Annotated in this window: 19 protein-coding genes and 2 pseudogenes; 14 read left to right on the forward strand and 7 right to left on the reverse strand. The window is 33.0% G+C overall.

The genetic code is table 11. The features are described from left to right. Nucleotides 1-15: 15 nt before the first annotated feature. The 7 genes from topA (at nt 16) to ACNQGG_RS08510 (ending at nt 9,750) form a co-directional block, all read left to right on the forward strand. Complete coding sequence (gene topA / locus ACNQGG_RS08480; RefSeq protein ID WP_417962985.1) at nt 16-2,532, forward strand: type I DNA topoisomerase; 2,517 nt, start codon at nt 16-18, stop codon at nt 2,530-2,532. Between the two features lies 1 nt (nt 2,533). Beyond that, nucleotides 2,534-3,685, forward strand: coding sequence for a formimidoylglutamase (locus tag ACNQGG_RS08485; protein WP_417962987.1), 1,152 nt, complete (start codon nt 2,534-2,536; stop codon nt 3,683-3,685). Between the two features lie 271 nt (nt 3,686-3,956). Next, nucleotides 3,957-5,363 carry a T9SS ring complex lipoprotein PorK/GldK gene (gene porK / locus ACNQGG_RS08490; protein WP_417962989.1) on the forward strand — a complete coding sequence of 469 codons (1,407 nt, stop codon included), beginning with the start codon at nt 3,957-3,959 and terminating at the stop codon, nt 5,361-5,363. 56 nt (nt 5,364-5,419) lie between these two features. Continuing rightward, a complete protein-coding gene (porL, locus tag ACNQGG_RS08495) occupies nt 5,420-6,070 on the forward strand; it encodes a type IX secretion system motor protein PorL/GldL (protein WP_417962991.1) in 651 nt (216 codons plus the stop codon). Between the two features lie 45 nt (nt 6,071-6,115). Then, nucleotides 6,116-7,663, forward strand: a complete 1,548-nt coding sequence (gene porM / locus ACNQGG_RS08500; RefSeq protein ID WP_417962993.1) for a type IX secretion system motor protein PorM/GldM — start codon at nt 6,116-6,118, stop codon at nt 7,661-7,663. A 48-nt stretch (nt 7,664-7,711) separates the two neighbouring features. Beyond that, nucleotides 7,712-8,602 (forward strand): type IX secretion system ring subunit PorN/GldN, encoded by an 891-nt coding sequence (gene porN, locus ACNQGG_RS08505; protein WP_417963028.1) that lies wholly within the window; start codon nt 7,712-7,714, stop codon nt 8,600-8,602. 101 nt (nt 8,603-8,703) lie between these two features. After that, nucleotides 8,704-9,750 carry an NAD(P)/FAD-dependent oxidoreductase gene (locus ACNQGG_RS08510; RefSeq protein ID WP_417962994.1) on the forward strand — a complete coding sequence of 349 codons (1,047 nt, stop codon included), beginning with the start codon at nt 8,704-8,706 and terminating at the stop codon, nt 9,748-9,750. 8 nt (nt 9,751-9,758) lie between these two features. Here ACNQGG_RS08510 and ACNQGG_RS08515 read toward each other — a convergent pair whose 3' ends face one another. Beyond that, complete coding sequence (locus tag ACNQGG_RS08515) at nt 9,759-10,142, reverse strand: DUF983 domain-containing protein (protein WP_417962995.1); 384 nt, start codon at nt 10,140-10,142, stop codon at nt 9,759-9,761. Nucleotides 10,143-10,228: 86 nt separating this feature from the next. Here ACNQGG_RS08515 and ACNQGG_RS08520 point away from each other — a divergent pair, with 86 nt between their 5' ends. After that, complete coding sequence (locus ACNQGG_RS08520; protein ID WP_417962996.1) at nt 10,229-12,136, forward strand: ABC transporter ATP-binding protein; 1,908 nt, start codon at nt 10,229-10,231, stop codon at nt 12,134-12,136. Nucleotides 12,137-12,166: 30 nt separating this feature from the next. Here the strand turns inward: ACNQGG_RS08520 and ACNQGG_RS08525 are convergent, their stop codons facing one another. Then, nucleotides 12,167-13,135, reverse strand: a complete 969-nt coding sequence (locus ACNQGG_RS08525) for an App1 family protein (RefSeq protein WP_417962998.1) — start codon at nt 13,133-13,135, stop codon at nt 12,167-12,169. Between the two features lie 64 nt (nt 13,136-13,199). Here ACNQGG_RS08525 and ACNQGG_RS08530 point away from each other — a divergent pair, with 64 nt between their 5' ends. Beyond that, nucleotides 13,200-14,090, forward strand: a complete 891-nt coding sequence (locus tag ACNQGG_RS08530; protein ID WP_417963000.1) for a diacylglycerol/lipid kinase family protein — start codon at nt 13,200-13,202, stop codon at nt 14,088-14,090. Here ACNQGG_RS08530 and ACNQGG_RS08535 read toward each other — a convergent pair. Continuing rightward, nucleotides 14,083-15,231 carry a GNAT family N-acetyltransferase gene (locus tag ACNQGG_RS08535; protein WP_417963002.1) on the reverse strand — a complete coding sequence of 383 codons (1,149 nt, stop codon included), beginning with the start codon at nt 15,229-15,231 and terminating at the stop codon, nt 14,083-14,085. The two genes, ACNQGG_RS08530 and ACNQGG_RS08535, sit on opposite strands and share 8 nt — an antisense overlap. A gap of 97 nt (nt 15,232-15,328) precedes the next feature. On the opposite strand from ACNQGG_RS08535, the gene ACNQGG_RS08540 reads away from it, so the two are divergent. Then, nucleotides 15,329-15,607 carry a 4a-hydroxytetrahydrobiopterin dehydratase gene (locus ACNQGG_RS08540; RefSeq protein WP_417963003.1) on the forward strand — a complete coding sequence of 93 codons (279 nt, stop codon included), beginning with the start codon at nt 15,329-15,331 and terminating at the stop codon, nt 15,605-15,607. A gap of 57 nt (nt 15,608-15,664) precedes the next feature. Here ACNQGG_RS08540 and ACNQGG_RS08545 read toward each other — a convergent pair whose 3' ends face one another. After that, nucleotides 15,665-16,147 (reverse strand): DUF1761 domain-containing protein, encoded by a 483-nt coding sequence (locus ACNQGG_RS08545; RefSeq protein ID WP_417963004.1) that lies wholly within the window; start codon nt 16,145-16,147, stop codon nt 15,665-15,667. A 182-nt stretch (nt 16,148-16,329) separates the two neighbouring features. Here ACNQGG_RS08545 and ACNQGG_RS08550 point away from each other — a divergent pair, with 182 nt between their 5' ends. Next, nucleotides 16,330-17,184 (forward strand): leucine-rich repeat domain-containing protein, encoded by an 855-nt coding sequence (locus tag ACNQGG_RS08550; RefSeq protein ID WP_417963006.1) that lies wholly within the window; start codon nt 16,330-16,332, stop codon nt 17,182-17,184. Between the two features lie 398 nt (nt 17,185-17,582). Here ACNQGG_RS08550 and ACNQGG_RS08555 read toward each other — a convergent pair whose 3' ends face one another. Both ACNQGG_RS08555 and ACNQGG_RS08560 read right to left on the reverse strand, forming a co-directional pair. Further along, nucleotides 17,583-18,776 (reverse strand): ISL3 family transposase, encoded by a 1,194-nt coding sequence (locus tag ACNQGG_RS08555; RefSeq protein WP_417963008.1) that lies wholly within the window; start codon nt 18,774-18,776, stop codon nt 17,583-17,585. A 115-nt stretch (nt 18,777-18,891) separates the two neighbouring features. After that, a pseudogene (locus ACNQGG_RS08560) lies at nt 18,892-20,121 on the reverse strand (IS4 family transposase). A 202-nt stretch (nt 20,122-20,323) separates the two neighbouring features. Between ACNQGG_RS08560 and ACNQGG_RS08565 the strand changes: the two are divergent. The 3 genes from ACNQGG_RS08565 to ACNQGG_RS08575 all read left to right on the forward strand — a co-directional run bounded on the left by ACNQGG_RS08565 (nt 20,324) and on the right by ACNQGG_RS08575 (nt 21,561). Next, on the forward strand, nt 20,324-20,734 hold the full coding sequence (locus ACNQGG_RS08565; RefSeq protein WP_417963010.1) for an IS110 family transposase: 411 nt from the start codon (nt 20,324-20,326) through the stop codon (nt 20,732-20,734). A gap of 36 nt (nt 20,735-20,770) precedes the next feature. Next, complete coding sequence (locus ACNQGG_RS08570; RefSeq protein ID WP_417963012.1) at nt 20,771-21,286, forward strand: transposase; 516 nt, start codon at nt 20,771-20,773, stop codon at nt 21,284-21,286. 110 nt (nt 21,287-21,396) lie between these two features. Next, nucleotides 21,397-21,561, forward strand: a complete 165-nt coding sequence (locus tag ACNQGG_RS08575; RefSeq protein WP_417963014.1) for a hypothetical protein — start codon at nt 21,397-21,399, stop codon at nt 21,559-21,561. Between the two features lie 468 nt (nt 21,562-22,029). Here the strand turns inward: ACNQGG_RS08575 and ACNQGG_RS08580 are convergent. After that, nucleotides 22,030-22,220 (reverse strand): annotated as a pseudogene (locus ACNQGG_RS08580) (IS1595 family transposase); the annotation flags it as partial. Nucleotides 22,221-22,450: the final 230 nt, after the last annotated feature.

Genomic DNA, 22,450 nt, shown 5'->3' on the forward strand with positions numbered 1-22,450 from the left:
CAGAAAAATAGAGTAATGGCAAAGAATTTAGTTATAGTTGAGTCCCCTGCAAAGGCAAAAACAATCGAGAAATTTCTAGGAAGTGATTTTCAAGTAGAGTCCAGTTATGGACATATTGCTGACTTACCTTCCAAAGAAATTGGTGTAGATGTAGAAAATGGTTTTAAACCCAAATATGAAGTTTCTGCCGATAAAAAAGCATTGGTAACCAAATTAAAAGGATTAGCCAAAAAAGCTGAAATGGTTTGGTTAGCAAGTGATGAGGATCGTGAGGGTGAGGCTATTTCTTGGCATCTTGCCGAAGAATTAAAATTAGACAAAAAGAAAACCAAGCGAATTGTTTTTCACGAAATCACTAAAACTGCGATTCTAAAAGCGATTGATAATCCACGAGAAATCGATTATAATTTAGTCAATGCACAACAAGCCCGTCGTGTTTTGGACAGATTAGTTGGTTATGAATTGTCGCCTGTACTTTGGAGAAAAATAAAAGGAGGACTTTCTGCGGGTCGTGTACAATCGGTTTCCGTTCGTTTGATTGTAGAAAGAGAAAGAGAAATTCAGAATTTCAAAGCCGTTGCAACGTATTCTATTGTAGCCGAATTCACTAACGAAGCCGGAAAAGCATTCAAAGCAAAACTGCCTAAAAATTTCAATACTAAAAAAGAAGCCGAAGATTTTTTAAATAAAAATATTGGTTCTACCTATAAAGTTTCAGATTTAGAAACGAAACCTACCAAAAAATCACCAACGGGTCCGTTTACAACTTCGACTTTACAACAAGAAGCGGCAAGAAAATTATATTTGCCTGTTGGAATTACGATGCAACTCGCACAGCGTTTATACGAAGCGGGATTGATCACCTATATGAGAACGGATAGTGTGAACTTATCTAAGGATGCAATGGAAGCTGCCCAGGCCGAAATTATCAAATCGTACGGAAAGGAATTCTCAAAACCTCGAACATTTGTTAATAAAAGCAAAGGTGCACAGGAAGCACACGAAGCAATTCGTCCAACGGATATGTCACGTCACACGGTAGATATCGACAGAGACCAAGCGCGTTTGTATGATTTGATTTGGAAAAGAACCTTGGCTTCGCAAATGAGTGACGCGCAATTAGAACGTACTAACGTGAAAATCGAGGCGAACAATCATGGCGATATTTTCACAGCATCTGGAGAAGTTTTACTTTTTGAAGGTTTCTTGAAAGTATACCTTGAAGGTCATGATGACGATGAGGAGGAGCAAGAAGGAATGTTGCCTGCGATGAAAGTAAATGAAAAATTACAAAATAATTACATCACTGCAACAGAAAGATATTCTCGTGCAGCTGCAAGATATACAGAGGCTTCTTTGGTAAAAAAATTAGAAGAATTAGGAATAGGTCGTCCTTCTACTTATGCACCAACAATTTCTACAATTATCAATAGAAATTATGTTGAGAAAGGAAATCTCGACGGTCAGGAACGTAATTATACGCAATTGACTTTGCAATCTGGGAAAGTAGGGGAGAAGTTACTGAAAGAAAATACGGGCTCTGATAAAGGGAAGTTAGTTCCTACGGATATCGGAACAATTGTTACGGATTTCTTGGTTAAGAATTTCGGAAACATTCTCGATTATAATTTCACTGCAAAAGTGGAACAGGATTTTGATGAAATTGCAGAAGGAAATATTGTTTGGACAAAAATGATGCAAGAGTTCTATGATAAGTTTCACCCAACGGTAAAAGATGTAGAGGCTAATGCGGATAGAGAAAGTGGCGAAAGAATTCTGGGAACAGATCCAAAAACAGGGAAGCCAGTTTCAGTGCGTTTAGGGAAATTTGGACCAATGGCTCAAATTGGGGCTGCAGATGATGAAGAGAAAAAGTTTGCCAGTTTACTGGCGGATCAAAATATTGGAAATATTACTTTAGAGGAAACTTTAAATTTATTTTTGTTGCCAAAAAATCTTGGAAATTATAAAGATGAGGAGGTTGAAGTGAGTAATGGCCGTTTTGGCCCGTATATTCGCCATGGTGCGGCTTTTGTTTCTTTGCCAAAAGGAGAAAATCCTTTGGATGTAGATTTCGAAAGAGCGAAAGAATTAATTGATGAAAAAGCAATAGCTGATGCGCCAATTGCAGTTTATAAAGGAGAAGGTGTTCAGAAAGGTGTGGGACGTTTTGGTCCGTTTATCAAATGGAACGGTTTGTTTATAAATGTAAGCAAGAAGTATAATTTTGATAATTTGTCACAATCAGATGTTGAAGAATTGATTGAGGATAAATTGCAAAAAAATATTGATAAGGTTTTGCATAACTGGGAAGAGGAAGGGATTTTAGTTGAAAAAGCCCGTTGGGGACGTTCCGTTATTACCAAGGGAAAAATCAAAATTGAATTAAGTAAAGATGTTGATGCCACAAAATTGACATTAGCAGAAGTTCAGGAAATGATTGCCAAGAAAACCCCAGCTAAAAAAGTAGCTGCCAAAAAAGCTCCGGCAAAGAAAGCCGTAGCAAAGAAACCAGTAGCAAAAAAGAAATAAAATGGAATTTGATTTTCTGAAACCCGTAGATGATGAAATCCTTAGTTATATACATGGATTGACTTCTCAGCAATTGGGGAGTAAAATTGTGTTGCATACCAATGAACAGTTTCCGGATTTAAATAAGATTAAAATTGCTATAATAGGTGTTTTAGAAAATCGAGGAGATAAAAAAGCTATTTCTGATGTTGATTTAATACCGCTTAGGAAAGAGTTGTATGGATTATTTCCTGGAAATTGGGATGCCTCAATTGCGGATTTGGGAGATATTCTTGCTGGTAATTCGGTTGAGGATACTTATTTTGCACTAAAGAAAGTTGTTGCAAGTCTAATCAAGAAAAGGATTACTCCTATAGTTATAGGAGGTTCTCAAGATTTGACGTATGCACTTTATAGAGCCTATGATGATTTAGAACAAATGGTCAATTTGGTTTCCATTGATAATAAATTTGATTTCGGGAAAGATGAAGAAGCCGTTTCAGTTTCATCATATTTAACAAAAATAATTGTAGACGAACCTAATAATCTTTTTAACTATTGTAATATAGGATATCAAACGTATTTCAATTCGCAGGAAGAAATAGATTTGATTGAAAAATTGTTTTTTGATGGGTACAGATTGGGTGAGATTTCAAATAATATTGCTCTTGCGGAACCGGTTTTTAGAGATGCAGATTTAGTGAGTATTGATTTGAATTCAATTAAGTCATCTGATTCAGGGAATTTTGTTTCATTTGCGCCTAATGGATTTAATGGAAAAGAAATTTGTTCTTTGTCCAGATATGCAGGAATAAGTGATAAGGTATCTTCTTTTGGTATATTCAATCATAATAATTCGGTACAAGAATCTGTTGTCATTGCGCAGGTCATTTGGTATTTCATAGAAGGATTTCATTATCGTTCTAATGAGTATCCTTTTGGGAGCAAGGAAAATTATTTAAAATATATCGTTCCATTAGAGGAAGAGGAACTTGTTTTTTATAAAAGCGATAAAACTGACCGTTGGTGGATAGAAATACCATTTATTTCAAACGGTAATAATAAATTAAAGAGAAATACGTTATTACCGTGTTCCTATGATGAATATTTATTGGCATGCAATCAAGAATTACCTGAAAGATGGTGGAAAGCGCAAAGAAAAAACATTTTATAATTAATGTTTTTTAAATTTATCTAAATCCATAAAATCACCTTAGTTATTAAGATAATTTTATGTGTGTAATATTACAAAATTCACATAAAAATCACTTTTCACGCATTGTATCGATTTTTTTAGCACTTTATCGATGAAATATTTTTTTTGTATTTTATTTAACTTTATTTTTGGGCTTGAATTAATTTAACAATGAAAAATATTGTTTTATTAATAAATAATAAATAGGTTTACGCAATTTTAAGACGAAGAATAGATAATCCAAACTTATATGAAGAATTTCATTGTATTTACGGCAATTTTGACACTGTTAATTGGCTGTGGTAAATCAAGCGACAAAGGAGAGTTAGTTGGTATAAATGGAGGTAAGTGGCATCCAGAGAAACCTTATGGGATGGCTTTAATTCCAGGTGGTGCTTTTATAATGGGTAAATCAGATGATGATTTAGCCGATGTTGAAGATGCGCCTACAAAAACAGTAACGGTTCGTTCTTTTTATATGGATGAAACTGAAATTACCAATAGTGAATACCGTCAATTTGTAGAATGGGTAAAAGACTCAACAATGAGAGTTCGATTAGCTATTCTTGCTGATGAAAGTGGTCAAAAAGCAGGTGATGGAAAAGGGAAAGGTAAAAATGCCGGGAGTATTGGTGATTTTGCTTTTAATGATTCAGATCCTGAAAAGATGACAGCATATGATAAATATATGTATGATAATTATTACAGTATAGGTACTGCTGATGATCCTTATGCCGGAAGAAAATTGAATAAAAAAGTAAAATTAATAAAAGATACCAAGTTATATCCAGATGAATATTATACTGAAGTGATGGATTCTATGTACTTACCAATAGAAGCTTCTTATAATGGATTACGTACAATAGATGTAAATAAATTGAAATTCCGTTATTCTTGGATGGATATTCAGGCTGCTGCCAAAGCTAAAGTTGGTAAAAGAAAAGATTTTATTAAAACAGAAGAAGTAAATGTGTATCCTGACACAACAGTTTGGATCAAAGATTTTGCTTATTCGTATAATGAGCCAATGCATAATGACTATTTCTGGCACAAAGCATATGGAGATTATCCAGTTGTAGGTGTAAAATGGACACAAGCCAAAGCTTTTTGTGCGTGGAGAACTTTGAATAAAAACACTTATATAAAATCTAAAAAGAAAGGTCATGATTTAATAAATTCGTTTAGATTACCAACAGAAGCAGAATGGGAATATTCGGCTAGAGGAGGATTGCAGTCTGCAACATACCCTTGGGGTGGACCATATACTAAAAATGACAGAGGTTGTTTTCTTGCTAATTTCAAACCAAACAGAGGAGATTATGCAGCAGATGAAGCTTTGTATACTGTAGAGGCAAAATCGTATGAGCCAAACGGATATAATTTGTATAACATGGCTGGCAATGTTTCGGAATGGACAGATTCATCATATGACCCAAATGCATATGAGTATGTTTCTTCAATGAATCCAAATGTTCTGGATGCTTCAAATAAACGTAAAGTAGTTCGTGGAGGTTCCTGGAAAGATGTTGCTTATTTCCTACAAGTAAGTACAAGGGATTTTGAATATGCGGATTCTGCAAGAAGCTTTATTGGTTTTAGAACCGTTCAGGATTACATGGGATTGCAAACTACCGGAAGTAACAAAAGAGGTAAATAATAAATAACTATAAAAGAAACCAAATCTTTAAATAACTAACCCCAAAAAAAAACATTATGGCATTACTTAGCAAAAAAACAATGAATTTCGCATACGGAATGGGAGCGGCAGTTGTAATCATTGGAGCATTATTCAAAATTACTCACCTTGAATTTGGTTTTATAACAGGAAACTTAATGTTAACCATTGGACTTGTTGTAGAAGCTGCTATTTTCGCTCTTTCTGCATTTGAGCCAGTTGATGATGATTTGGATTGGACATTAGTTTATCCAGAACTTGCTAATGGTAAAGCAGCGGGTGTAAAAAAGCCAAAAGCTGAAACTCCGTCTGATGCTCAAGGATTGTTATCTCAAAAATTGGACATAATGTTAAAAGACGCCAAAATTGATGGTGAATTAATGGCAAGTTTAGGAAATAGTATTAAAAATTTCGAATCAGCTGCAAAAGGCATTGCACCGACTGTAGATTCAATAGCTTCTACTAAGAAATATAGTGAAGAGTTGACTTTGGCTGCAGCCCAAATGGAATCTTTGAATAGTTTATATAAAATACAATTGCAAAGCGCATCGAGAAATGCACAAATTAATGAAGAAGTTGCTGAAAACAACTTAAAATTAAAAGACCAAATGCAATCTTTGACATCTAATTTGTCATCACTAAACAATGTATACGGTGGAATGCTTTCTGCAATGCACAATAAAGGATAATTAGTTTCAAACTATATAAAAATAACAAACTAATTAGTAGAAAATATGGCAGGAGGAAAACTAACCCCTAGACAGAAGATGATAAACCTAATGTACTTGGTTTTTATCGCAATGTTAGCATTAAATATGTCTAAAGAAGTGTTGTCGGCTTTTGGAATTTTAAATAATAAAATAGTAGAGTCTAACTCTTTAACAGATACTAGAAATCAATCTTCTTTTGAGCAATTATCTCAAAAGGCGGTGGATCAGCCGGGGCAATTTGGAGATAAAAAAGCAAAAGTAGAAAAAATCAGAGCTTTGTCTAAAGATTTTACTGACTATTTAGAAAATATCAAAACTACTGTTACCAGCAAATTTGTAAGAGACGCAGAAGGGAATTTGCCATATGAGCAAATGGATAAAGGCGATTTGATTGACAGAAAGTTCTTTACAGGGGATAGGGTTTCTAAGGAAGGTCAAGAGTTTTTAGATAAGATTAATAATTTTTCAACACAGATCAAACAAATTGGAGGAAGTTCCATAGCTGATTCTGAAATGAAAAAAATCGAAGCTAGATTTGCTACTAAACCAGTTTATTCTGAAAAGGCTGGTGCAAAATTACCTTGGATTGATTATAATTACAAAGGATTTCCACTTATTGCTACAATTACTAAATTGTCTCAATTACAAGCGGATATTAAAACAACAGAAAGCGACGTTATGACTGGAATGTTTCAGTCAGATTTAGTTGCTGCAGCCTCTCTTACTGCTTATCAACCGATAGTAGTTCTTGAGAAATCAGTTTTCTTTCAAGGAGAAGCGGTTAAAGGAAAAATTATTCTCGGTAAATTTGATCCTTCATTGAAGGCAAAATCAGTAATAGTAAACGGATCTAGTGTCGCGGCTCAAGCGGGTCAGGCTAATTTTTCTTTTGGAGCAGGTAGTATTGGAGAGCACCCAATTGGTGGTTCTTTCAATTTTGATGAAAATGGTAAAGTAGTTAGTTTACCTATTAAAGATAAATATGTAGTTGTTGCAAGACCAAAATCGGCTACAATTTCTGCTGATAAAATGAATGTTGTTTATAGAGGTGTTGTAAATCCTATGACTATTTCTTTTGCTGGTGTATCTGCGGATAAAGTTACCGCTTCGGCTCCAGGCTTGAGTTCTGCTGGTGGAGGTAAATATAATATGAGCCCTGGAGCAGGAACTGAGACTGTAATTAATGTAACAGGAACGCTTCCTGACGGTTCTAAAGTTTCGGATAAGAAAACCTTCAGAATAAAAGGTATTCCTGGACCAACTGGAACAATCAGAGGAGAAATGGGTGTGGTAAAAGGACCTAAATCAAATTTACAAATTGCTACAATTGGAGCTAAACTAGTTGATTTTGACTTTGAAGTTGGTTTAAATGTAGTTGGCTTTAATTTAAAAGTAACAGGTCAGCCTACGGTTGTTGTACAAGGAAATAAATTGAATGCACAGTGTAATGCTGTTCTTTCTAAGGCGGTGAGAGGTGATCAAGTGACCATTTCTGAAATTAAAACAAAACTTGTTGGTGCCGGTAGTTATTTATTACCAAGAACAGCTCCGGTAATTTTTGAAATACAATAATAAGTAGTTGTACAAACCACTACTTCATTAACTTATAATGATATCATGATGAATGTAAGAAATTTTTTAATAGCTATTATCTCTGCCACTTGTAGTTTTGCATCTGTAGCACAATCTAATTTGCTTAATGCTAAAACGCCAGATCAAATAGGGCTTAAAACTGCTGCACAGCTCATTTCTGATAATGACAAACCATTAGCCTATGGCTATGTGCATGATAGAGACGTTTTGATGGGTAAAACAACTTGGGAAATAATCGATTTAAGCGAAAAGATTAATTTTTCATTGTATTTTCCTATTGATACAGCAAATATAGGTTCCGATAGAAGGTCTTTATATGATGTTTTGACAAAGGCAATGAGAAATGGTAAGATAACTGAAGTGTATACTGATAGTTATTTTAATACCAAAAAATCTATGAAAGATATTCAAGGTTCATTGACCCGTATTGACACAACTGACGCAGGAAGAGAGCAAATAAACGCGGGATCTCAAATATCTCCTGAGTATATTTTAAAATCAGATCTTACGGCACAAGATGTTACCCAATATAAAATTAAAGGATACTGGTATTTTGACAAACGTCAAAGTGAATTGAAATATCGTTTACTTGGGATTTGTCCTGTTACACCTGATGTTTTTACAATGAATACTGATGAAAAGGATTATATTGAGTTATTTTGGGTCTTCTTCCCTGCTGCAAGAGATGTTTTGCATGAAGCAAAAGCGTTTAATGATAAAAATTCTGCAATGCCCGTTTCTTTTGATCAAATTCTTAATTCAAGAAAATTTAACAGTGTCATTTATAAAGAAGAAAACGTTTACGGAGACAGATCAATTGCTGAGTATATGAAAGACAACGCTCAGAATCAATTGTTAGAATCGGAAAGGGTGAAAGAAAAAATCCGCAATTTCGAGCAAGACATGTGGAATTATTAATTTCAATTTTACAAAATAAAGAGAAGCTCTTACTGTTATGGTAAGAGTTTTTTGTTTTTAATGTGCGTACTTTGTATTTATTTTAAAATATATTATTTCAAATGATTGATTATTTAATAATAGGTTCTGGTTTAGCGGGTATTTCATTTTCAGAGATTGCTTTGCGAAAAGGGAAAACTATTTTAGTTTTGGATAATAATTCTCAAAATTCATCCATAATCGCTGGAGGTTTGTATAACCCGGTTATTCTAAAACGCTTTAGCGAAGTGTGGCAAGCGCAAGAGCAATTAATAATGATGAACGAGTTTTATACTTTTTTGGAAGTAAAACTAAAATGTAAAATAGATTTTAAAAGACCTATTCTAAGAAAATTTTTCTCCATCGAAGAACAGAATAATTGGTTTGCTGCATCAGATAAAATAGCGTTGGCCCCTTTTTTATCCACACAATTAATTTCTAAAAAGTATTTGGGAATTGATTCCCCTTACGGGTACGGAGAAGTCTTGCAAACGGGTTATGTGAACACCCCCTTGTTATTATATAAATACAGAGAATATCTGAAGCTAAATGATCTATTTCAAGAAGAATCGTTTGATTATGGTGCTTTACAAGTAGAAAGTGACGGTATTCGTTATAAGGACATTCAGGCCAAACACATCATTTTTGCCGAAGGTTTTGGCATGCATTCCAATCCTTATTTTAGACATTTGCCTCTCGACGGAACAAAAGGCGAGCTTTTTATTATAAAAGCACCTCAATTGGTTTTAGATGTAATCGTAAACACCAGTGTCTTTATTTTGCCTCTAGGCAATGATCTATTCAAAGTAGGAGCTACTTATAATTGGAAAGACAAAACAGATTTACCTACAATAGAGGGAAAGATAGAATTAGAGGAAAGGATAAAAGAAATTATAACCTGTGATTTTGAAATTGTGGAGCATTTTGCTGGAGTTAGGCCAACTGTAAAAGACAGAAGACCGTTGGTGGGAACACTTCAAAATTGTGAATCAATACATATCCTAAATGGTTTGGGAACAAGAGGAGTTATGCTGGGGCCAGCAATGGCTAAAGCATTATTTGACAATATAGAACATCAAATTCCTTTAAATAAAGAAATTGACATTAACAGATTTCTGCCTAAAGGGTAGCAATGATATTATTTCAGTTTTGTTTTTGGATCATACAAAACAAACATATTAATATAGATATTTCTTGAGAAACGCAAAACGAACGGGAAGGAGAGAATTAATGCCACAATTATTGAAATAAAAGCAACTTTTAGGCTGGAGCCAAAAATGACAAAAGAAATTATAAAGGCTGCAATTCCAATCGCAACATTCAATCCATAACTGACATACATTGCACCATAAAAGAAGGAAGGTTCAATTTGATATTTTAAACCACAATGGCTGCAATTTTCATGCATTTTTAAAATTTTAGTGAAGTGCAGTGGATTTTTATCCAAATACATACTCTCATTCTGACATTTAGGACAAGTTCCTGTTAAAATGCTATATAATTTGGATCCTTTTTTTAACATTTGCAAAAAAATTAATTTTTCCTTTTTTAGTCCCGACAATTCGGGATACAAATTTACAAATTCGGAAAGGAATAAAATAACAATACATGCTTAATATACACAATTTATCAGTTTCGTTTGGTGGTACTTATTTATTTGAAGAAGTTACCTTTCGATTGGGTGCTGGAGACCGTGTGGGTCTTGTTGGGAAGAACGGGGCCGGAAAATCTACCATGCTTAAAATGTTGGCAAAAGATTTTGCTCCTGATTCAGGGGTTATTTCTCAAGAGAAAGATCTTCGAATGGGATTCTTGCGTCAGGATATTGATTTTGAACAAGGAAGAACGGTTTTAGAAGAAGCCTATGAAGCTTTTACGGAAATTAAAATTGTAGAGAAAAAGCTTGAAGAGATTAATCACCTGTTGGTTACCCGCACTGATTATGAAAGTGATGAATACAGCCAAATTATAGAAGATTTATCTGATTATACGCATCGTTTTGAATTATTGGGTGGTTATAATTATGTAGGCGATACGGAGAAAATTCTTCTTGGGTTGGGCTTTAAAAGAGAAGTGTTCGATAATCAAACTGAAACTTTTTCCGGTGGATGGAGAATGCGTATCGAGCTTGCTAAACTATTATTACAAGCAAATGATGTTTTGTTACTGGATGAGCCTACGAATCACTTGGATATTGAAAGTATCATTTGGTTGGAAAGTTTCCTTCGTAATTATCCTGGCGTTGTGGTGATTGTTTCGCACGATAAAATGTTCTTGGATAATGTGACCAATAGAACTATCGAAATTTCTCTTGGGAAAGCTTATGATTTCAATAAGCCGTATTCTCAATATTTAGAATTGCGTCATGAAATTCGTGAAAAGCAATTGGCAACACAAAAAAATCAAGCCAAAAAAATTGAAGAAACCGAGAAATTAATCGAAAAATTCCGTGCCAAAGCTTCTAAAGCTTCTATGGCACAATCGATGATTAAAAAACTCGATAAAATAGAGCGTATCGAAGTGGATGAAGATGATAACTCGGTGATGAATATCACTTTTCCAGTTTCAAAAGAACCGGGACGAGTAGTTATAGAAGCCGAAAATGTAACTAAAAGCTACGGTGATATAACGATCTTGAAAGATATCAATTTGTTAGTAGAACGTGGAAGTAAAATTGCATTCGTTGGACAAAACGGACAAGGTAAATCGACTTTTATCAAAGCTATTGTTGACGAATTTGAATATAAAGGTAACATCAAACTAGGTCATAATGTACAATTGGGTTATTTTGCCCAGAATCAAGCAGAATACCTTGATGGTGAAATCACCTTGTTACAGACCATGGAAGATGCAGCAGCAGATACCAATCGTTCTAAAGTACGTGATATGTTGGGTTCTTTCTTGTTTCGGGGCGATGATGTAGAGAAAAAGGTAAAAGTGCTTTCTGGGGGCGAAAGAAATCGTCTGGCATTATGTAAACTGTTGTTACAACCCATCAATGTTTTACTGATGGATGAGCCTACGAACCACTTGGATATCAAATCTAAGAATGTTTTGAAAGCGGCACTTCAAAAATTTGGAGGTACTTTATTGTTGGTTTCTCACGATAGAGATTTCTTGCAAGGAATGTCAAATTTGGTATATGAGTTTAAAGACCAAAAAATAAAAGAATATTTGGGGGATATCAACTATTTCTTGGAACAACGCAATATGGAGAACATGCGTGAAGTGGAGAAAAAAGATGCTCAAAAAGCAGCAGCACCTAAAGAAAGTAATAAAGCTTCTTATGAAGACCAAAAGAAAGGGAAAGCGTTGCAGAATAAATTGAGTAAAGTCGAGAGTCAAATCAAGCAATTAGAAAAAGACATTCAGCATGATGACAAAATGCTTGCTTCTAATTATGATAAGCATATTGAGGATGCTAAGTTTTTTACGGCTTACAATAAGAAGAAAGCTGAGTTGGATAAACTTCTTTTAGAATGGGAACTCGTTCAGGAAGAAATTGATAATTTATAAAAGAGAGAGTTCCAATTAGGAACTCTTTTTTTATACAATAATTCCAATCATTTTAGAGTGTGCAATAGCTTCACTGCTATTTTTGAAATAACAAACCGAAACTTTCAAAGTTTCTAAATTTTTCAAAATAGCTACTACTTTTTCTTTTTTCAAGTCCCCTGTTTGTCTGATATAAACGGCTTTTACTGTAACTGGAAATATTTTGCAAATTGCTTCATATAAAAAGGCATCATGTTGTGAATCGTCACCCAGCAGCACATATTCTAAATTGGGGTAAAATTCCAGAATATGTTTTATTTTGTCAAACTTATGATTGTGATTGCCTCTTCCGGTCAGAAAAAAATCAGTCAGACTCGTTTTAATATCCTTTAATAGCAGAACAGCTTTTGGCAGTTGATGCAGTTCAGTGAATTTTATAATAAAACGGTACAAATTCCATTCACTGCTCGAAACATAGAAAAACGCATTGAATTCTTCTTTGTTTTCTCTTCCAGCAGTACTTAATGCTTGATAATGCGTGACAACGTCTTCGTAAATTTTTCTTTTATTTATGTTTTTGAATAACAAAACATACAATTTTTTCAAAGGATTCAGCGTATGCGATACTAAAAAAGTATCGTCAATATCGGATATAATTCCTAAATTACCTTTGTGGGGGCGAATGTAACTTTCTTTGATGGTTATTGTTTCATTATTGTAAACAATGCTTACTTCATAGTCTATCCATCCATAAATTGTAAATTGATCCAATGGCACGCAAAATTTAAAATAACCGTCATTCAGTGTTTTTGTGTGAATAGTTACTTTATTATGCACTAAATAGACATCAGCATTCGCTTGTGTTTTAATTTGGAACATACCAATCACCGAAGTTGCATTTTTGATGTTTTTTTTCTGAAAGTCATAATCTTTAGCTGTTGTCGGTCTAAAAACATGTCCCATAACTATTAATTCCTGTTCATTAGCATAGCCGCGGTATAATTTTAAAATAGGCTTCATTTATTTAGTACTTTTGATATGAATTGTAAGTTGTAAATTTTTCACCAATAAAAGTAGGTAAATTTTGAGAAAGAATATCATAATGGTTGTTAATCCTATTTCTGGAGATATTGATAAAGCAGAACTTATTGTAATGGTAACACTTTTTGCTGAAAAGGAAAACCTGAATCTCGTCATCTATACGACTTCGGGTGTTGCTGATATTGTCAATATAAAAACGCTTTATAGAACTTACAGGCCAGAACGAATTATTGTAGCTGGAGGTGATGGAACCATAAAAATGGTTGCTGAGGCAATGGAAAAACAGGATGTGGTTCTTGGGATTTTACCGGCCGGTTCTGCCAATGGTTTAGCTGTTGATTTGAATTTGCCATCAACAGTGGAAGAAAATTTAGAAATAGCGTTCCATAATAATTATATGGAAATTGATATGATTTCCATCAATGGAAAAAAAAGTATTCATCTAAGTGATTTGGGGCTTAATGCGGAAATGATTAAGAACTATGAAAAAAGTAGCATTCGTGGTAAATGGGGCTATTTTTTGCAAACTTTCAGTACTTTGATTGATTTAGACGATCCTTTTACTGCTACGATTACTGGTGATTTTGAAACAATTGAATGTGTGGCCAGAATGATTGTAATTGCTAATTCTAAAAAGTACGGAACAGGAGTTTCTATCAATCCGAATGGAGTCATGGACGATGGAAAGTTTGAATTGGTTATTTTAAAAAACTTGGATTTAGTTATACTTGGTAAAATTATCACTGGAAATATGCCCATTGATTCCGAAGATATTGAGATAATTTCAACCGATAAAGCAATAATAACAACAAATGTACCGGTTAGTTTTCAAATTGATGGAGAATATTTTGGAACAGAAACAAAACTGAATATTGAAATCTTACCCAAACAAATGAAAGTTGCAATCCCTAATCCAATTAATGAAATTATTTAAATGGATTTCGTTCTTGCCAAATTGTTTCGGGTTCTAAATATTTAAAAATTTTAGGCATATAGGAATTAAGTATGGGATTGCTATGCGCTATGAATCCAAACATTTTCACCGGTTTTGCCCCTACCGAACTTTTAATTTCCAAAGCGGTTCTTGCAAAAACAATTTCCTTAAAACCTTTATTGATGGAATAGGCAATCATGTCGTATAACATATTCAAATACAGCATTTTTTCACGTTGGATGCTTTCGTCATATCCTAGAAAATAGGTGTCCATCACATCCCCATTTTTTATTAAAGTATTAAAGCCAATTAGCTTTTTATCAATGAAATAGCCATAGAAAAGAAACTTATCCTTGAAGATTTCTTTAAAAGTTCTAAAATGATTTTTTGGAAGGAAAAAAGTATTGAAAGGAGCATTTTTGGCTACATGAAGATATAAATCATAAATGGTATCTTCCAGAGCTATGATGTCTTCTAGATGCATTTTTCTTTTTTCAACCGTATCTGCTTTTTTTCGGGCTCTTTTATACTGATCTCGGTATTTTTTTGAAAGAGAATTTATATAGTCTTGCTCAGATTCCCAATTTTCATTAATAGTAAAAACCATATTTGGCTGTGTGGAAAACTGATAATCATTTTCGAATTCTGGAATGGAAAAATGATTAATTTCCTCTTTGTTGAAATCTTTATAAGTGGTAATGTGAATTTTTTTACCTTTAGATTTAAACATTTTTTTTAATTCCGTTGTAGCGGAATTTAATGTTTGTAATGTTCTCTTTTTATTAACAGTATCGGATAATGCGTATGAGTTTTGACCGGTCAGCATGTTGTTACCAATCACCAGTACATGAGACCCAAAGTTTCTGAAAACAAAATTACGTATGGCAGTTTTGACACATTTGTCACGTTCGCCAAAAGATTCCAATTTATTTAAATCTAAAAATTGGGAAAGAGCAATGCCAACTAAAATATCATTTTCAAAAATTCCAATGAAATGACAGGCCATATTTTCTGGAGATGATTTTTCTAAAACCTCCAAATATTTTTTGGATAAAAAAACAGTTGAAATAGCTAAATCATTCCAGTTTTTTGGAAGTTGAGTGGTGGAATTGTAGATTTTAAAAGAATAAGATGTATTCAAATTGAATTTTAATTTTTCTCCAAAATTAGTTAATTAAGTTAAAGTATTGCGCTATGATTCTAATTTAGCTAACTTTATATAAATAAAAAAGGAAATTATGAAAACGTATACAGAGGAAACAATCCAATCCCAATTGACAGCCCTAAAGGAATGGCAATTTAGCAATAATGGAATTGAGAAAAAGTTTAAATTTTCAGACTTCACCCAGGCATTGGGTTTTATAGTTCAAGTAGGAGTGATGGCCGAGAAAAGAAATCATCATCCGGAATTATTCAATGTCTATAATAAAGTGACGATTCGGTTGACAACTCATGATGCTGGCGGAGTCACAGATAAAGATGTTGAATTAGCAAAAGCTATTGAGCAAATCCAGTAAAAAATAAATTTCGTCTTGTGTTACTCGAAGACGAAATTTATTTTAATTTTTTTCTAATTATTTCCAAGCGCAAATAATTCCTCCCATAATCATAAAGCATACGGTCCAAAAACCGCCTGTAACGAGTGTGTATTTGAAGCTTCTTCTTTCGTATAAAGCGTTAGTTCCTATAACAGGTAACGCCAAAAATAGGCCAGTCATAAAACCGTGTAGCGCTCCGTGCTTGAAAGTTCTAAACGCTGATCCATAATCGGCCATGAAAATTTCGTAGGACGGTTTTGCGATGCTAGGATCTCCGCCAACCATTCCTAATGCACCAGTTTGATGTATTGTAACGAACTGAAGTACGAAGCTTATAAAAAAAGCGTATAGTAATGATATTCCAAATGTTAAGAGCATATTTCCTCCTTTCATTTTTTCTTCAGTCATGTCAGATTCTTTCATCCAAACTGTTCCAAAAACTTTTGGATTGTACCAAACAAATCCTACTACAAGTGTGGACAAAGCAGCAACAAAAAGTGCTAAAAAATTCATTTCCATAAAATTGATTTTTAAAGGTTAGTGAATCAAATTTAGTAAATTATTATTTAACAAATAATTTGTATTTTTTGTAGGATATAACTCTATAAACAACACAAAACAGTGCGTTTTGTCGATTTTATTTGCGAGTTACTCTTATTGTATGTAGATTTAGATAAATAAAAAGCAAAAAACTTTAAGTTATGAAAAATCTAACTACTCTATTTTTAACCGTTTTGTTTTCCTTTTCCATGTTGGCTAATGTTTCTCTTTCAGAGAAAGATGCACTTGTAAAATTATATCAAGCAACAAATGGAAATCAATGGACTGTAAAATGGGATTTATCATCACCAGTTTCTACTTGGTACGGAGTTAAGTTGCAAGGTGAGAAAGTGGTTTCAATAAATTTGGCTGATAATAATTTAAATGGTGAAATTCCATCTGATATTGTCAACTTAGTTAGCCTGCAAGAATTGAATTTGCACAAAAATCACCTTTCTGGAAAAATTCCATCTGATATTGGAAACTTAAAAAACTTGAAAGTGTTAAACCTTTCGTTTAATAATTTATCAGGGACAATACCTTCCTCTGTTTGTCAAATGAATAATTTAAAAGACTTAGAGTTATATATGAATATGCTTTCAGGTGAATTGCCTGCACAAATTGGGGCTTTAAAACAATTAGAAGTTCTATCATTATATAACAACGAATTAACTGGACAAATTCCGACTTCGCTTTATGATGTGAAAACAATAAAAATTTTACTTCTAAGTAGTAATAAATTTATTGGGGCGCTAAGTCGTGATGTGGTAAATATGTCCTCTCTTGAAAATCTTAGTTTATTTGACAATAAAATGAATGGTCAAGTGCCATTTGAATTAGAAAAATTGAATAAGCTTAAAGAAATGAATATTTCTTATAATATGTTTAATGGGCTAGTATCTAAAGATTTAGCAGTTTTGGATACCTTGAATATGACAATGATAAATGATAGAGGTGTTGCCGTTTTATTAGATGTAACTTCTAATAAAAATACAGCTATAGTTTCTGAAGATTAGTATTTGAAATAAATATGAGGTTTAGTTTTTTTTTAAAATAAGTTTAATTTAATAAGTTTAGTTAGAAAAACCTGTGTAGCTTTTTGCTTCACAGGTTTTTTTGTACCAATATCAGATTAAGTTGTGGGAAATAAAAAGCTTCTGATTTCTGTGAAGCTTTTCTAGTAGCGAGTAATCTTGAAAAATCTAATGAATTTCTGGAAGATTATTATAAAATTGTTAGTGTTAATGATGATTTTTAAATTGAAAATCCTTGATTTGAAATTATGTGATTCAAATATTTTATTTTCACTATTATTTGACAATGAAATATTAACCCTGTAGTGACAATTTTATAATTTATTTCACAGCTATCCGAAAGTTTTGGTTCTTCGCCTAAATTAGTGGATTTGTATTTTTTAGGTATTCCCTAAATAATACACCGTTTTTATAAAATTCTCTGGATTTCTATAACCTCTTGCTCTGGATCTTGCTGACTTCATCACGCTATTCAATCCTTCTGAAACAGCATTTGTTATTCCAGTTTGGATTGATTTTACAATTCCGTTATAGTGATTCCTTATTGTTTTAATGAAAGTGTTTATCGGTTTAAGACCCGCAGAAGCTGCTTTCTCAATCCATTTTTCTAGCATTGGTTCAATTGCATGCGATTGTACATTCCATAATTGATCAAATTTATTTTTAATTTGGTAAGCTATTGTCGTATTTAAAGTGCTGTCACTTAAATATTCGTCTAATCTACCAGCTTGATTTTCTGTTAATTTAGCTTCGTTTTTCAACCAAATGTATTTTGATTTTTTGAGAGATTCAACTGTTTTAACCTCTTCTAGTCGAACTAGGTTTAGAGCTTTATTGATCCCTTTTTTAATGTGAAATCTATCGAAAACTACTTCAGTTCCTGCAAAATATTCTTTCTGACCAGCTTGGTAGGACACTGACATATCCATGCTAAATAATTCTATATCGCCAGGATATCCACCATTATCCCAAAGCCAACCATAGAACAATTCAAAAACCTCCTTTTTTCTTCCCTCTGTAACAAATATAACTTTACCTGTGTCTAAGTCTGTAAAAATACTTATGTAATTATGTCCTCTTTTTATAGCTGTTTCATCTACACAAACACGTTTAATATCTTTAAAGTCAAACTTCTGAATTATATTTTTATCTACCCAATAATTAAAAACACGCCATAAATTATTATCTGGTTCGCCTAATTCTCTACTGATAGCAGATGCAGACATTTCTTTGTATAAGCGTATAATTAAAGACTCAAATTTAAGACTGTAATGATTGCCTCGGCGTTCCCAAGGGTTAGAATGAACAACTTTTACTTCATCCTTATTGCAACTTATTCTAGGTACTTTAATATTTAAATGGCAGCGATAATCAAATAAATCCAAATGCCTTATACGTTTTACGTTTCCGTCATGAACCTTACATAACTTACCACAACTCGGGCATTCAAATTTTGAACCTCTTTCATATTCGATATAAACATCAATTACTTGGGTATGATGTTGAACATCTATCTTTTTTAAAACCCATGGAGATTTAACTCCTAACAAAACTCCTAATCCGTCTAATTCCATGCCCTAAAATTAGATGATTTTTTAACTTTCCACTAATTTAGGCGAAGAACCAAAGTTTTACTAAATATTAAAAAAAACTATCCAGCCCCATTATAAACAGGGCGTGATTGTAAAATTATAGTGAAAATAAGTCAGAACTGAATTTTAATTTTGGTTCTGACCTTATTTTTTTGGCTCCATCTCCAACTTGATTGCAGACATAATCTAAACTCAGGTAATACACTAAACAGATTCTGATTTTTTCAACCAGATTTGAGAAAGACTTTGTCTTTTTAGATATTGTTCTGTTTATCAATTCAACCAATAAGTAACTAATCGATGCGATATAAATTTGCGATTTAACCGTATTTTCACTTGTACCTAGGAATGTTTTTATCTGTAGGTTTTGTTTCATCGCCTTGAAAAATAATTCGATATCCTATCTCTTTTTATACAAATCGGCTACTATTCTAGCCGACCATTCTAAATTATTGGTTATTATTTCGATAACCTTATTTTCGTCTTGCTTATAAACATGGACTAATCTTAGTTTTTGTTCGTTAATACCTGTCTCTATAGCTTTATTGCTGTTTAAAACAATAATTTCGTCCTTAATAATGTCTTGATCTTCTTTATCAGGCAAGTCCAATTCTTGGATGGATTCGTACAATGTATTTGTCTTAATCCGAGTAACAAAAATATTTTCGGCTTGAATCCGATGCAGCATCAATGTAAAATCAAAATAAGCCCTGTCTTCCACAACGATTGTTCCTTTTGAGAAAACTAACTGGCCTATGCTGTATCGATCATGTGTTTTTGCTTCCGTTATATTTACCAAGTCCGGAATTTGTAAATTGTCATCCCAACAAGTGTGTATTTTTAAACCGCCTTTTGCTGTCCGAAACTTTGCCCAATCAAACATATTTAAACACAAACTGATTGTGGTACTGTCGATCAATTTTATATTTTGGTCTTTAATTTCTTTGATAATACTACGTTGAGATTCGCTTTTCAAGACTCTTTCATAATGTTTCAAAAGCCTGTAATACAAGGACTCAAAAACTTTCCAATCACGTTTTTTATTGCCATCACTCATCGTGGATCTTGCCGGACTTTGAGTCAGTCCTAAGTCTCCAATAAAAGTCTCGCTAACCACAATTCCAGTGGAAATATCATTTAAAGTGTAGCACTTATTTAGCTGTCCGTAAGTTAATGCGACAAATTGGTCGTAAGTCTTGTATTTACTACATCCTTTGTCTGACCTGTGTTTTCTAGCACAAGATTCAATCATCCATCGAGGAACAAGGTTAATAATTTGTCGAATAACTGGTTTTTTGATATTTTTGTTTCGCCTGAAGAGTCCCATAAAGTATTATTTGTTTCGCAAAATCAAAAATACGGGATTCTAAGGCTCTTTTTATTTTGGACTTTCGGATAGCTGTGAATTTATTTAAAGAAATTTGATGACATATGAAATATCCATGATTTAGCGCACGCAAACACCCATGAGTTTTTCACGAGACGTTGAAATATTCGTAAATTAGATGTCTAAAAAAACATTTAAGATTATGGAAACAGTTCAATTTGAACAGCTCATTTCTGTAGGATGCGGAATAGATGTTCATAAAGATGTTATCGTAGCGACCATTCGCAAGAGTAACAAAGATTATCAAACCAAAAGCTTTAGCGCTTTTACAAGTTCATTGATAGATTTGAAGGATTGGTGTAAATCAGAAGGAGTTAGCCATATCGCCATGGAAAGTACTGGAATTTATTGGAAACCCTTATTCAACATTCTCGAAGAGGATTTCGAGATCATATTGGTTAATGCCCGGCATATTAATAATGTTCCTGGGCATAAAACGGATAAGAAAGACAGTGTTTGGATTAGTAAATTGTTATTAAGCGGATTGCTAAAAGGCAGCTTTATTCCTCCTGTAGAGATACGAGAATTGCGCGATTTAATTCGATATAAGTAGAAAAAAACTCAATTCATTGCATCAGAAAAAAACAGGATGATTAAGTTTTTGGAAGATTGTAATATTAAATTAAGCAGTGTAGTTTCAGGCACGCAAGGAGTAAGTGCAACCAAGATAATCAACGATGTTATTGATGGTAAAGACGATATAACGAGTTTGTTAACCCACGCACATGGCAAGCTTAAAGCAAGTAAGGAAGATATTGCAAAAGCATTAACAGGAAAAATAACGTCTCATCATCGCTTTATGCTAAAAATGATTCGTGAAACAATCGATGAAAATGAAAAGCTAATTGACAAATTAGACCAACAAATCGATTTGAGCGTTGAAAAATATCAAGTAGAACTACAGCTTTTGCAAACTGTTGACGGAGTTGGAAGAGATACAGTAATTACAATAATTAGCGAAATTGGGACTGACATGAGTCGGTTCGAAAACGAACATCATTTAGCCTCTTGGTCTGGATTAAGTCCCGGAACCAATGAAAGTGCAGGTGAAAAAAAGCACCAGAGTCATCCATGGAAACAAACACATCCAGTCCGCTTTAATTGAAGCACTATGGGGAGTAACCAGAAAAAAGGAGAGCTATTTAAAAGGATTCTATCAGCGATTATTAATTAAAAAAGGAAGTAAAAAAAGCATTAATAGCAGTAAGTCATAAAATGATCAAAGCAACGTACCATATTCTAAAAAACAAAGAAGAATATAAAGAACCATTGTTGCAAATAGAAAAAACAAAAGAAAGAAATAAACAAAAAAGCATTCAAAAATTCGTTACCCAATTAACAAGTCTGGGATTTAGTGTAAGACTAATTCCAACAGCATAAAGATAAAAATAAGCTCGCTTTTTTTACTAGAATTAGGTTGTTGCAAACCCAATGAATCTGTATATGTAATTGAGTATTTACTGGATAAGCACAAACACTTGTCGCAAAGAAATGTAGTAATACAAATCGGAAGCACGAATATGAAAATTTACAATTTCTTATCCTTTTATAAATAAAAACAAAGAAATTAAAATCGTATAATTAAACAAATACTAACTATTGAAAAACTCCGAAATGCCGACTTAAAAGACTAGAATTAGGTTTTTAGCGTATTTTTATTGGAGACTAAAAAACAAAACACATATGAAATTATTGATTTTATATTAGCATTAGTTCGAATTCCGAATTGGTCACAATTTTACATTCTAATTAATTAGATCCTAACAGGGCGTTTTTCGAACCACTTTTTAGATGATTTAAAGAAATTAGCAATGTCGAATTCAATATAAATTTTTTGGAGGACATTATTTAACCACATACTAATTCTTTATGCAAAACATTATTGGATTTAACCATCTTTTTAATTAAATTATTGAAGATAATATCTTTGCTTTACAAGAGATTAAACCTATAACAAAATTCGTCAAAATATCGATTAATATTCAAAAATAGGTAATTCTTATCCAAGATTTAACTTGATTAAGCATTGTATGGAGTGCTATTATTTGCCGCATAGCTTCTGTTTTTATAGTGTAAAACCGCTTAACTTTTCAGTCTTCTATAAGCTCTACAGCATATATTAATTTCTTTTTACCAAAGTAGCTCCTTTCTGACTTGCTTTTTGGTATGAAATAGATAAAAGAGCTGGTTTTTGATGATAATTTTTATTTCTATTTATGTTTCGTCAATTATAACTAACTTAACAATGAAAATCCCATTATTTATATTT

This window comes from Flavobacterium esculini, from assembly GCF_048284325.1.
Lineage (GTDB): Bacteria > Bacteroidota > Bacteroidia > Flavobacteriales > Flavobacteriaceae > Flavobacterium.

Excerpts from the sequence above, each read along its gene's own strand:
- ACNQGG_RS08510 (WP_417962994.1), top strand. The coding sequence starts at position 8,704 with ATGATTGATTATTTAATAATAGGTTCTGGTTTAGCGGGTATTTCATTT.
- ACNQGG_RS08550 (WP_417963006.1), top strand. The coding sequence starts at position 16,330 with ATGAAAAATCTAACTACTCTATTTTTAACCGTTTTGTTTTCCTTTTCC.
- porN (WP_417963028.1), top strand. The coding sequence starts at position 7,712 with ATGAATGTAAGAAATTTTTTAATAGCTATTATCTCTGCCACTTGTAGT.
- porL (WP_417962991.1), top strand. The coding sequence starts at position 5,420 with ATGGCATTACTTAGCAAAAAAACAATGAATTTCGCATACGGAATGGGA.
- ACNQGG_RS08540 (WP_417963003.1), top strand. The coding sequence starts at position 15,329 with ATGAAAACGTATACAGAGGAAACAATCCAATCCCAATTGACAGCCCTA.
- ACNQGG_RS08485 (WP_417962987.1), top strand. The coding sequence starts at position 2,534 with ATGGAATTTGATTTTCTGAAACCCGTAGATGATGAAATCCTTAGTTAT.
- ACNQGG_RS08515 (WP_417962995.1), bottom strand. The coding sequence starts at position 10,142 with ATGTTAAAAAAAGGATCCAAATTATATAGCATTTTAACAGGAACTTGT.
- porK (WP_417962989.1), top strand. The coding sequence starts at position 3,957 with ATGAAGAATTTCATTGTATTTACGGCAATTTTGACACTGTTAATTGGC.
- topA (WP_417962985.1), top strand. The coding sequence starts at position 16 with ATGGCAAAGAATTTAGTTATAGTTGAGTCCCCTGCAAAGGCAAAAACA.
- ACNQGG_RS08545 (WP_417963004.1), bottom strand. The coding sequence starts at position 16,147 with ATGGAAATGAATTTTTTAGCACTTTTTGTTGCTGCTTTGTCCACACTT.
- ACNQGG_RS08525 (WP_417962998.1), bottom strand. The coding sequence starts at position 13,135 with ATGAAGCCTATTTTAAAATTATACCGCGGCTATGCTAATGAACAGGAA.
- ACNQGG_RS08520 (WP_417962996.1), top strand. The coding sequence starts at position 10,229 with ATGCTTAATATACACAATTTATCAGTTTCGTTTGGTGGTACTTATTTA.
- ACNQGG_RS08555 (WP_417963008.1), bottom strand. The coding sequence starts at position 18,776 with ATGGAATTAGACGGATTAGGAGTTTTGTTAGGAGTTAAATCTCCATGG.
- ACNQGG_RS08570 (WP_417963012.1), top strand. The coding sequence starts at position 20,771 with ATGATTAAGTTTTTGGAAGATTGTAATATTAAATTAAGCAGTGTAGTT.
- porM (WP_417962993.1), top strand. The coding sequence starts at position 6,116 with ATGGCAGGAGGAAAACTAACCCCTAGACAGAAGATGATAAACCTAATG.
- ACNQGG_RS08565 (WP_417963010.1), top strand. The coding sequence starts at position 20,324 with ATGGAAACAGTTCAATTTGAACAGCTCATTTCTGTAGGATGCGGAATA.
- ACNQGG_RS08575 (WP_417963014.1), top strand. The coding sequence starts at position 21,397 with ATGATCAAAGCAACGTACCATATTCTAAAAAACAAAGAAGAATATAAA.